12 protein-coding genes are annotated in these 10,526 nt (G+C 38.9%); 7 read left to right on the top strand and 5 right to left on the bottom strand.

Features of this window, described 5'->3' with window-relative positions; all coding sequences use genetic code 11:
• Together BZK14_RS09785 and hemE are read right to left on the bottom strand one after the other, a co-directional pair.
• A partial coding sequence (locus BZK14_RS09785; RefSeq protein ID WP_171973695.1) for an NUDIX hydrolase occupies positions 1–184 on the bottom strand: 184 nt, incomplete at its 3' end.
• Positions 185–203: 19 nt separating this feature from the next.
• Positions 204–1,262: a uroporphyrinogen decarboxylase gene (hemE, locus tag BZK14_RS09780; RefSeq protein WP_077926318.1), complete on the bottom strand. Its 1,059-nt coding sequence runs from the start codon at positions 1,260–1,262 to the stop codon at positions 204–206.
• A gap of 281 nt (positions 1,263–1,543) precedes the next feature.
• Here hemE and rpsB point away from each other — a divergent pair, with 281 nt between their 5' ends.
• A complete protein-coding gene (gene rpsB / locus BZK14_RS09775) occupies positions 1,544–2,293 on the top strand; it encodes a 30S ribosomal protein S2 (protein WP_077926317.1) in 750 nt (249 codons plus the stop codon).
• 96 nt (positions 2,294–2,389) lie between these two features.
• Entirely contained in the window at positions 2,390–3,265 is an 876-nt protein-coding gene (tsf, locus tag BZK14_RS09770; protein ID WP_077926316.1) for a translation elongation factor Ts, read from the top strand.
• A gap of 146 nt (positions 3,266–3,411) precedes the next feature.
• Here tsf and BZK14_RS09765 read toward each other — a convergent pair whose 3' ends face one another.
• The 3 genes from BZK14_RS09765 to BZK14_RS09755 all read right to left on the bottom strand — a co-directional run bounded on the left by BZK14_RS09765 (position 3,412) and on the right by BZK14_RS09755 (position 6,959).
• The gene (locus BZK14_RS09765) at positions 3,412–5,118 is read right to left on the bottom strand and encodes a proline--tRNA ligase (RefSeq protein WP_077926315.1); all 1,707 of its coding nucleotides are present in this window, start codon (positions 5,116–5,118) and stop codon (positions 3,412–3,414) included.
• Between the two features lie 77 nt (positions 5,119–5,195).
• Positions 5,196–5,702, bottom strand: a complete 507-nt coding sequence (locus BZK14_RS09760; RefSeq protein WP_077926314.1) for a DUF4124 domain-containing protein — start codon at positions 5,700–5,702, stop codon at positions 5,196–5,198.
• A gap of 54 nt (positions 5,703–5,756) precedes the next feature.
• Positions 5,757–6,959 carry an amidohydrolase gene (locus tag BZK14_RS09755; RefSeq protein ID WP_077926313.1) on the bottom strand — a complete coding sequence of 401 codons (1,203 nt, stop codon included), beginning with the start codon at positions 6,957–6,959 and terminating at the stop codon, positions 5,757–5,759.
• 183 nt (positions 6,960–7,142) lie between these two features.
• Here BZK14_RS09755 and ndhC point away from each other — a divergent pair, with 183 nt between their 5' ends.
• From ndhC to BZK14_RS09730, 5 genes are read left to right on the top strand one after another with little or no spacing between them, the layout of a single operon-like run.
• Positions 7,143–7,505: an NADH-quinone oxidoreductase subunit A gene (ndhC, locus tag BZK14_RS09750; RefSeq protein ID WP_245831287.1), complete on the top strand. Its 363-nt coding sequence runs from the start codon at positions 7,143–7,145 to the stop codon at positions 7,503–7,505.
• Entirely contained in the window at positions 7,496–7,981 is a 486-nt protein-coding gene (locus tag BZK14_RS09745) for a NuoB/complex I 20 kDa subunit family protein (protein ID WP_077926311.1), read from the top strand. The genes ndhC and BZK14_RS09745 overlap by 10 nt, the downstream gene beginning before the upstream one ends.
• Before the next feature lie 9 nt (positions 7,982–7,990).
• Positions 7,991–8,686: an NADH-quinone oxidoreductase subunit C gene (locus BZK14_RS09740; protein WP_077926310.1), complete on the top strand. Its 696-nt coding sequence runs from the start codon at positions 7,991–7,993 to the stop codon at positions 8,684–8,686.
• Positions 8,686–9,936, top strand: a complete 1,251-nt coding sequence (locus BZK14_RS09735; RefSeq protein WP_077926309.1) for an NADH-quinone oxidoreductase subunit D — start codon at positions 8,686–8,688, stop codon at positions 9,934–9,936. Before BZK14_RS09740 ends, BZK14_RS09735 begins: the two co-directional genes overlap by 1 nt.
• A gap of 29 nt (positions 9,937–9,965) precedes the next feature.
• Positions 9,966–10,481, top strand: coding sequence for an NADH-quinone oxidoreductase subunit NuoE family protein (locus tag BZK14_RS09730; protein WP_077926308.1), 516 nt, complete (start codon positions 9,966–9,968; stop codon positions 10,479–10,481).
• Positions 10,482–10,526: the final 45 nt, after the last annotated feature.

Below are 10,526 nucleotides of genomic sequence, written 5' to 3'. Positions count from 1 at the left end.
GCACTTCTCTGATGGTTGCTTCTAATGCACTTTCACCCAATTCAACTTGACCCTTAGGAAAATCCCAGAAATTATAAGCTTTCAGTAATAAATACCGAAAGCTTTTATTTTCTAAACGCACAATGATTGCACCCGAAGAGAAGATCTCAACATCATCACTCCAATGTTTATCTTCGTATTGCATGGGCGCTCTCTTATTGTTGTTAATGATAGGCAGGACTAAGTTCACGGACTGCATCCACCATGGCTTTTACGTTTTCAGGATCGATGCCAGGGAAAATACCATGTCCTAGATTGAAAATGTGGCCGCCACCTACGCCAAATTTATCTAAGACTTTCTTAACTTCAGCGCGAACAATTTCAGGATTGCTTAATAACACAGCAGGGTCCATATTGCCTTGTAATACAACTTTATTACCAATTAATGCACGAGCATGATCAAGATCAGTCATCCAGTCTAAACCAACAGCGTTTGCGCCTACGTTTGCTTGTTCAGATAACCATGCGCCACCATTTTTTGTGAAAATGATAGATGGAATTTCTTGATTGTTATAGTTTTTGATTAAACCATTGAGGATTTTTTGTGTGTAGCGTAAAGAGAATTCTTTATAACACTCTTTGCTTAATAATCCGCCCCAGGTATCAAAGATCTGTACTGCAGCTACGCCATTAACGATCTGAGCATTAAGATACTCAATCACTACATCTGCTAATTGATCTAATAATGCATGTAATAATGCTGGATTTGAATACATTAACCCGCGGATTTTTGTATATTCTTTGCTGGTTGAGCCTTCTAACATATAAGTTGCTAGAGTCCATGGGCTGCCAGAGAAGCCGATTAATGGTACACGATTGTCTAATTCTTTAACGATCATGCGTACAGCGTCCATTACGTAACCTAGCTCTTCTTCCATGCCAACTTTACGAAGATTACGAATTTCTTCTTCGGTTGTTAATGGTTTTCTAAAGATCGGGCCTTTGCCTTCTTCAAATGTTAAGTCTAATCCCATTGCATCAGGGATCGTTAAGATATCAGAGAAAAGAATTGCAGCATCAAAACCAAAGCGGTCGATGGGTTGTAAAGTTACTTCTGTTGCTAACTCAGGTGACATACAAAGATTCATAAAATTACCAGCTTTAGCGCGCGTTGCACGGTATTCTGGTAAATAACGACCTGCTTGGCGCATCATCCAACATGGTGTCTTATATGTTTGCTCTCGCAGAAGTGTTTTAATGAAACAATCATTTTTATAACTCATTACGCTTATTCCTTAAAAATTAACTGGTGTAGTCTACCATGAAAAGGCCGAATCTTGTAGTTGATAGATAGGGATTAAATGCATCTTAATATTTGAAAAAAATTGAAATTTTCATACCAATATGGTATAAAGCCGTGCTTAGTTTTGGATTCTTAATTAAAAGTTCGAGCTAAGAAATTTAATAAACGACTCACAAGCTGAACTGTTTAAGTGTTGGGTGCTGATAAAGTCCGCTTAAATATGCTTGGAGGCTCAACCCTAAATTTTTAAAGGATAAAACAATGTCAAACGTTACTATGCGCGATATGCTAGAAGCTGGTGTTCACTTCGGTCACCAAACACGTTACTGGAACCCACAGATGAAAAACTACATCTTTGGCGACCGTCAAAAGATTCATATCATCAACTTAGAAAAAACAGTACCATTATTTGAAGATGCAATGAACGTAATTTCAAGCATCGCTGCAAAAAATGGTCGTATTCTTTTTGTTGGTACAAAACGTGCAGCACAAGAAACTATCGCAGCTGAAGCAACGCGTGCAGGACAGCCATACGTTGATCACCGTTGGTTAGGTGGTATGTTGACTAACTTCAAAACAGTGAAAAACTCTATCAAGCGTTTACGTGAAATTGAAGCGATGAAAGAAGATGGTTCTATCGAACGCTTCAACAAGAAAGAAGGCATCATGCTTGCTCGTGAATTAGAAAAATTAGAGCGCAGCTTGGGTGGTATCAAAGATATGCCTTCTATTCCTGATGCATTATTTGTAATCGATGTTGGTTACGAAAAAAATGCTGTTGCAGAAGCTCGTAAAATGGGTATTCCTGTAATTGGTATCGTAGATACAAACAACTCACCAGAAGGTGTTGATTATGTTATTCCTGGTAACGATGATGCGATTCGTGCGATTCAATTGTACGCAAAAGCAGCAGCAGATGCTGTTATCGCTGGCCGTGGTTCTAACGCTAAATTAGCTGCTGAAGTTATCGAAAAAGATGGCTACGTAGAAGCTGAAGCTACTGAAGCATAATCAATCTCAACAGATTGTTTTAAGCATTCAATAAGAGTCGCCCGTTCTTTGGGCGCTTTTATTTTAGAGATATTCATTAATTAATGAGGTTTTAAAATGTCAAATATTACTGCTGCAATGGTTAAAGAACTCCGTGAACGTACTGGTTCAGCGATGATGGATTGTAAAAAAGCATTGACTGAAACTAACGGTGACATGGAAGCGGCTATCGATTTGATGCGTAAAAATGGTTTGGCAAAAGCTGATAAGAAATCTGATCGTGCTGCGGCAGAAGGTTTATTGTTGGTTCGTCAAAACGCTTCAAAAGCTTTGATCTTAGAAGTTAACTGTGAAACAGACTTCGTAACTAAGAATGAAGATTTCTTGAAATTTGCTAATGATGCTGCAGATATTGCTTTGAATAGCGATATCACAACAGTTGAAGAATTAGGTGCGCAAGCATTGAATGGTTCTACAGTTGATGAAGTTCGTAAAGGTTTGATCGCTAAAATCGGCGAAAACATGAACGTGCGTCGTTTAACAGTATTGAACGCAACAGGCACTATCGGTGGTTATGTTCACGGTGGCCGTATTGCTGCTATCGTTGAAGTTGAAGGTGGTGACGAAGATTTAGCAAAAGATGTAGCAATGCACATTGCTGCTGCTAATCCAGTTTGTATCGATGCTTCTGAAGTTCCAGCTGAATTGTTGGATCGTGAACGTGATATCTATTCAGCACAAGCTGCTGAATCAGGTAAGCCAGCTGACATCGTTGAAAAAATGGTTGAAGGTCGTATTCGTAAGTACTTAGAAGAAGTTACTTTGGAAGGTCAAGCATTCATCAAAGATCCTGATATGAGCGTTGGCAAGTTGTTGAAATCTAAATCAGCTAAAGTTAAAGCGTTTGTACGTTTTGAATTAGGTGAAGGTGTTGAAGTTGAAACAATCGATTTTGCAACAGAAGTTATGGCTCAAGCAGGTTTGAGCAAGTAATTTAAACTTAAGTTTAAATTAGCAAACAAAAAGCGTCTGATGATTCAGGCGCTTTTTTGTTGCTTAAAACTTATAGATATAAAAAATCCTACCAAGCAAAGCAGGGCAGGATCTTATGTTAATGATTGAGAACTAATCTGTGAAAATTATTTTTTCAATTGGTTCATGATGAATTCAACAGCAGAATCTACAGGAATGAATGAGCTTTCTGCATCTTTACGACCTTTGTATTCCAATTCGTTGTTTTTTAATCCACGCTCACCGATCACTAAACGATGTGGGATGCCAATTAATTCATGATCATTGAATGCATTGCCTGGGCGAATGTCGCGATCTTCCAATAATACTTCAACGCCTAATGCTAAGAATTCTTTATATAGTTTATCTGCCAATTCTTTCACAACTTCTGATTTGTGGTAGTTCATTGGGATCAATGATAATTTGAATGGCGCCATGACGTCAGGCCAAATAATACCTTTTTCATCATGCGATTGTTCGATTGCGGCTGCAACGATGCGCGTCATACCAATACCATAACAGCCCATTTCCATAATGGTTTGTTCGCCATTTTCGTTTACAACAGAAGCATTCATCGCAGTGCTGTACTTGTTGCCTAATTGGAAAATATGACCAACTTCGATCCCGCGAATAAACTTGACTGTTCCTTGTCCATCAGGAGAAATGTCACCTTCTTCGATATTGCGAAAATCATGTGTGCCTGTAAAAGGTAAGTCGCGTTCAAAATTTACACCAACATAATGGAAGCCATTTTCGTTTGCACCACAAATGAAATCACTTTCTGAATATAACGCATGATCAAACAATACTGGAATGGGTAAGTTTACAGGGCCGATTGAGCCAGGAGAAACCCCTAGTTTTTCAACAATTTCAGCATCTGATGCGAATACTACAGGGTTTGCAATGCCTTTAAAGTTGCCTGCTTTCACTTCATTCAATGAGTGATCGCCGCGTAAACAGATCGCGATTAAGCTACCATCTTCCGCGTGAACAATTAATGTTTTCGTGATTTTAGCGATGGGAACATTTAATTGTTTAGCGACATCTTCTACTGTACGTGCGTTGGGTGTTGCGACTTTTTCAAATGCTTGTTGCGGTGCTGCATATTTTGTGCCAGCATGTGTTTCAGCGCGTTCAATATTTGCAGCATATGTAGATTCTGTTGAGATCACAATTGCATCTTCACCTGAATCAGCTAAAACGTGGAATTCTTGTGAGCGATCACCACCGATTGCGCCTGAGTCAGCCAATACAGCACGGTATTCCAATTGCAAGCGATCAAAGATCGCAGAATATGTGCGATACATGTTTTGGTATTCTGCTTCCAATGATGCCGCGTCAATGTGGAATGAATAAGCGTCTTTCATCAAGAATTCGCGTGAGCGCATTACGCCAAAACGAGGGCGAATTTCATCGCGGAATTTCCATTGAATTTGATAAAAGCTGATGGGTAATTGACGATAGCTTTTTAATTCTTGGCGTGCGAAGTCTGTGATTGCTTCTTCGTGCGTTGGGCCTAAGCAGTAATCATTTTCATGACGATCTTTCAATGTTAATAATTGCTTGCCAAATTGATCCCATCGACCAGTTTCTTTCCATAATTCTGCAGGAATCACTGAAGGCATTAAAACTTCTAAGCTGCCTGATTTGTCCATTTCTTCACGAACAACATTCTCAACTTTATGTAAAACGCGTAAGCCTAACGGAGACCAAGTATACAAGCCTGATGCCAAACGGCGGATCATACCTGATTTGATCATTAACTGATGAGAGATGATCTCTGCATCTTTTGGGAATTCCTTAGTGGTGCTCAATGGAAAATGAGAGGTTTTCATATATGACTTTCTCAGCAAAAAGTGTGACAAAAAAATGGAGCGCTAGCGCTCCATTGATATATAGAACTAAACATAGACTATTGTAAACAATATTTCTCTAAATTATCTATTGTTGTCTTATATTGTGTTTGAATATTTTCAGGAGAGATACGTGTTTGTGCGCCTGATTGTGCCACTAATAATAATTGATCAAATTCACCATTTTCTAATGCCGTAAATGTTTCTAGGTTTTTATGAATAATTTGGCAATAAGTCATTGTGGAAGGATCTAGGGCTTTTGAAGGGATGGTAACGCCTTTGCTAGTATTTTTTCTGTCAGCAGGATCAAAGTTTTGCTTTTCTTCAATCTCAACGAGGACAGCTTGTGTTGGTTGCATGATGTCCAATTTTTTAACATCTTGTGCTGATGTATCAACACGAGGTTGATCTTTATCAAAATTTAGGATTTGTTGACGAACTTCGTCTGGTGCATATTCAGTGTAGTGAACAACACCTTTGCTATCAGTCCAACGATACATTTGCTGAGCTTGCGCTACAGAAGATGCGGCGATGAGTAGCAGGCAGAAATATAGAGTTTTTTTCATAATAGTTAGCTATTTAGTCATATTAATATTGGTTGTATAGATTTTAACATATTATTAACTTTGTGCGTTATTCAAATAATATTGTGCGAGTGTTGCCCAATAAGCACCACCATACAATAAATTGCGATCATTAAAATCAAAACCTGCATTGTGGAGTTTATTACTTGAAGAATCTGGGCCATTGCCAATATAAAAATAAGCACCTTTTTGATCTGCTAGCATAAAGCCAAAATCCTCTGCGCCCATAGAGGGTATTTTTTCTGTTGAAATAGCTTCAGATTTAAAAAGTGTTTGAGCAGCTTTTAGTGCGATTTCTGTTTCTTTTGTATGGTTGGTAGTTGCGATATAGCCATCATCTAAGTGAATATCTGCACGTGCACCGAAAGCTGTGCAAATGCCTTCTGTAATTTCACGGATACGCTGTTTAGTAAGTTCTCGAATTTTGGGATCAAAATAACGAAGGGTGCCTGTAAGCTTTACAGTTTCAGGAATAACATTGTGTGCTGTTCCACCATGAATAGTGCCGATTGTTATGATCACACTATCAGTTGCGGGCATATTTCGGGTAGGGATGGATTGAAGTGCAACAATTACTTGTGCTGCAGTCACGATAGGATCAACACCTTTGTAAGGATGGGCTGCATGGCAACCAATACCATGAATGTCGATTTCGATGCCAACGGTACCAGCCATTTGTGGGCCATCACAGATTAACAATGAGCCAACTTCAGCCCCTGGAAAGTTATGCATTGCATACACAGCATCGACAGGATATTTTTTAAATAACCCGGCTTCGATGAAATCACGAGCGCCTGCACTATCTTCTTCATTTGGTTGAAAGATTAATAAAATTTCCCCATCAAAATCAGCCACTTCTTTTAGATATTTTGCTGCAAAAAGAAGCATCGTTAAATGGCCATCATGACCACATGCATGCATTATCCCTGCTTTTTTTGATTTATATATAAGATCTGTATTTTCGTCAATTGGTAGTGCATCAATATCCGCGCGTAAACCGATTCTTTTTGAGTTTGTACCTTTTTTAATGAGTCCAATTACACCAGTTTCTAAAAAGGATCGGTCAGTTTTTATGCCCCATGATTCAAGTAGGGCATTGATTTTGTCGGTTGTTGTAAACTCTTTTTTAGAGAGTTCAGGATTTTCATGAAAAAATTGACGTAATTTAATGAAGTCATTTTCATGCTTTTTGAACCACTGAATATTTTCTTGATTTTCGTCTAGAAAGTGTAAGGTCATCTTGTACTCGCTCCCAATTAGGTTATTTTCTGTTACTATATGGTACCGTGAAAAACCGAAAGAGTTGAATGCTTTCTTGGTTAGAATTAATATAAGCAATTAGCCTGATCAAAGATTTTTATGCTAAATCGTGGTTTTTTACAAGGCGTACTTGCCACCAAAATTGATGTTTATTAGAAGAGGATAATCGCTATGATGGATTATTTGCCAGTGCTCGTGTTTATTGGGTTCAGCCTCATCTTCGGAATAATCTTAGTTGCTTTAGGTTATTTCCTATCTCCCAAAAAAGACAGTGTAGAAAAGCTCTCACCTTATGAGTGTGGTTTTGAAGCATTTGAAGATGCACGAATGAAGTTTGATGTTAGATTCTATTTAGTGGCGATTTTGTTTATAGTTTTCGATTTAGAGTTAGCATTTTTAATCCCTTGGGCAGTTGTATGGCGTGAGGTTGGAATAGTTGGTATTGCTGCTGTTTCAGTTTTCTTATTCTTGCTCGTTGTGGGATTTGCATATGAGTGGAAGAGAGGGGCATTAGAATGGGAATAGAAGGCGCTTTAGACAAAGGATTTGTCACCACAACATTAGATAGCGCGATTAACTGGGCTCGAACAGGTTCATTGTGGCCTGTCACCTTTGGTTTAGCATGTTGTGCAATTGAGATGATGCATACAGGGGCTGCACGTTACGATTTGGATAGATTTGGTAACTCTGTATTTAGACCATCTCCGCGCCAATCAGATTTGATGATTGTTGCAGGAACATTGACAAATAAAATGGCTGTTGCATTACGTAAAGTTTACGATCAAATGCCAGAGCCTAAATGGGTTTTATCTATGGGTTCATGTGCGAATGGCGGGGGCTATTATCACTACTCATACGCTGTTGTGCGTGGTGTAGATCGCGTTGTGCCTGTGGATGTGTATGTACCAGGTTGTCCACCAACACCTGAAGCATTGATTTACGGTATTTTGCAATTGCATAAGAAGATTAAGCGTACAAGTACTATTGCGCGTTTAAGCTAGGGGGAGCCAATGTCGGTTATTTTACGACCAGAAACTATTCTGACGACATTATCGTCTGTATTGGGTGATCGAATTGTTTCAAGCAAAATTGCTAGAAATGAATTGACCATCATTGTTGATAGCGATCATTTACACGAAACAATAGAATTGTTGCATACCAATGATAAATTACCATTTGAGAATTTAATGGATATTTGTGGTGTTGACTATGCAGCTTACGGTATTGCTGAGTGGGATATCGAAGCGAGTAATCACGGATTCAGTCGAGCTGTTCATGAAACATCCGTTGGCCGCAAAGAATCTTCTTTAGATGAAGTGCGTAAAAATGCAGAAATGCCAAATCGTTTTGCCGCTGTATATCATTTGTTATCTATTCAGTGTAATGCACGAGTTCGCATTAAAACATTCATGAAAGATGATAACTTTCCAATGGTTGATTCTGTGAATGATATTTATAAAAGTGCGAATTGGTTTGAGCGTGAAGCATTTGATCTATTCGGCATTATTTTTAATGGTCATCCTGATCTACGTCGTATTTTAACGGACTACGGCTTTATTGGTCATCCATTACGTAAAGATTTCCCTTTAACAGGTCATGTGGAAATTTGGTATGACCCAGAATTAGAGAGAGTGGTTTATCAGCCTGTGAGTATTGAATCTCGAGTGGTTATCCCTCGTGTCATTCGTAAAGAGGAGCTGAACTAATGGCAAATATTGAAAACTACACATTAAACTTCGGTCCTCAGCATCCTGCAGCGCATGGTGTTTTGCGTTTGATTTTGGAAATGAATGGGGAAACCATTATGCGTGCTGATCCACATATTGGATTATTGCATCGTGGTACTGAAAAACTAGCAGAAGCTAAACCTTACAATCAATCGATTGGCTACATGGACCGTATGGATTACTCATCCTGTATGTGTAATGAACACGTTTATGTATTGGCAATTGAGAAGGCATTGGGCATTGAAGCACCAATTCGTGCGAAATATATCCGTACTTTATTTGATGAAATCTATCGCTTGCAAAATCACTTAATGTGGTTGGGCGCGCATGGTATTGACTTGGGTGCGATGGGAATGTTCTTGTACTGTTTCCGTGATCGTGAAGATTTGATGGATATGTGTGAAGCAGCAACAGGCGCTCGTTTACATCAATTTTATTATCGCCCAGGGGGTGTTGCAAAAGATATCCCTGATGAAATGCCAAAGTATGAAGTCAATAAATTCCGTAATCAAAAGAAAGTAGATCGTTTAAATAAACCACGTGAATCATTTTTAGATTTTGTGAAAGATTTTACAGTACGTTTTGATAAGCATTTAGAAGAGTACAAAACATTACTATTTGAAAATCGCATTTGGAAACAGCGTATTGTTGGTATTGGCCAAGTCACTGCAGAAGAAGCAATGAATTTAGGCTTAACAGGGCCAATGCTGCGGGCTTCAGGTGTTGCTTGGGATTTACGTAAGACTCAGCCATATGCAGCTTATGAATATTTAGACTTTGATATTCCTGTCGGCAAAGAAGGCGATTGTTATGATCGTTTCTTGGTTCGCTGGGAAGAGATGCGCCAATCTAATCGCATCATGAAACAATGTGCTGATTGGTTAGAGAAGAATCCTGGTCCTGTAATGCTAGAAGATAGCGTTGTCTCTCCGCCTAAACGTGCTGAAATGAAAGAGTCTATGGAAGATTTGATTCAACAGTTTAAATTGTATTCAGAAGGTTACTGTGTTCCTGAGGGGGAAGTTTACGCAGCGATCGAGCATCCAAAAGGTGAAATGGGCGTTTATCTTGTATCTGATGGTGCTAATAAACCGTATCGTGTAAAAGTTCGCCCAGCAGGTTTTCCACATTTGGCAGCATTAGAAACTTTAACAAAAGGTCATATGCTTGGCGATGTGGTGGCGGTTGTAGGTACGTTGGACTTGGTGTTCGGCGACATTGATCGTTAAATATAGATAACTGAATTAAGGCATAGATTATGAGTGCAAAAGAAATTTTAACGGAGCGTTCACGACAAGAGATCGATAAATGGTTGAAGCATTTCCCAGAAGATCGTAAACAGTCTGCGCTTTTAGCTGCTTTAAGAGAAGTTCAGCATGATAATAATGGCTATTTGACAACAGAGTTGATGGATGCGATTGCTGAATATTTGGAAATCCCACCAATTGCTGTATATGAAGTTGCGACGTTTTACTCAATGTATGAAACCAAGCCTTGTGGTCGTAACTCAATTTCGATCTGTACCAATATTTCTTGTATGTTGCGTGGTGGTGAGAAAATTCTTGCTCACGTTGAAGATAAGCTTGGCATTAAAGCCGGCGAATCGACAGAAGATGGTGTTTTCTACTTGAAGAAAGAAGAAGAATGCTTGGCAGCTTGTAGTTATGCGCCTGCAATGCAGATCAATCATGTCTATTATGAAAATATCACGATCGAGAAGATCGATGAAATATTGGATGCAATTGCAGCAAGTGCAGAGAAAGGTGAACACTGATGATGAATCAAGTTTGTTATTTTACACTTGGTCATGATGAGCCGT

The sequence above is a fragment of the Wohlfahrtiimonas larvae genome (assembly GCF_002006755.1).
Classification (GTDB): Bacteria; Pseudomonadota; Gammaproteobacteria; order Cardiobacteriales; family Wohlfahrtiimonadaceae; genus Wohlfahrtiimonas; species Wohlfahrtiimonas larvae.
The sequence above is the reverse complement of the archived record's forward strand: the minus strand, read 5'-3'. Positions and strand labels throughout refer to the sequence as shown.

What these genes read in the sequence shown, in the direction of transcription:
- rpsB (WP_077926317.1), top strand. Translation starts at nt 1,544, where the DNA reads ATGTCAAACGTTACTATGCGCGATATGCTAGAAGCTGGTGTTCACTTC.
- BZK14_RS09760 (WP_077926314.1), bottom strand. Translation starts at nt 5,702, where the DNA reads ATGAAAAAAACTCTATATTTCTGCCTGCTACTCATCGCCGCATCTTCT.
- BZK14_RS09730 (WP_077926308.1), top strand. Translation starts at nt 9,966, where the DNA reads ATGAGTGCAAAAGAAATTTTAACGGAGCGTTCACGACAAGAGATCGAT.
- tsf (WP_077926316.1), top strand. Translation starts at nt 2,390, where the DNA reads ATGTCAAATATTACTGCTGCAATGGTTAAAGAACTCCGTGAACGTACT.
- BZK14_RS09765 (WP_077926315.1), bottom strand. Translation starts at nt 5,118, where the DNA reads ATGAAAACCTCTCATTTTCCATTGAGCACCACTAAGGAATTCCCAAAA.
- BZK14_RS09745 (WP_077926311.1), top strand. Translation starts at nt 7,496, where the DNA reads ATGGGAATAGAAGGCGCTTTAGACAAAGGATTTGTCACCACAACATTA.
- hemE (WP_077926318.1), bottom strand. Translation starts at nt 1,262, where the DNA reads ATGAGTTATAAAAATGATTGTTTCATTAAAACACTTCTGCGAGAGCAA.
- BZK14_RS09740 (WP_077926310.1), top strand. Translation starts at nt 7,991, where the DNA reads ATGTCGGTTATTTTACGACCAGAAACTATTCTGACGACATTATCGTCT.
- BZK14_RS09735 (WP_077926309.1), top strand. Translation starts at nt 8,686, where the DNA reads ATGGCAAATATTGAAAACTACACATTAAACTTCGGTCCTCAGCATCCT.
- BZK14_RS09755 (WP_077926313.1), bottom strand. Translation starts at nt 6,959, where the DNA reads ATGACCTTACACTTTCTAGACGAAAATCAAGAAAATATTCAGTGGTTC.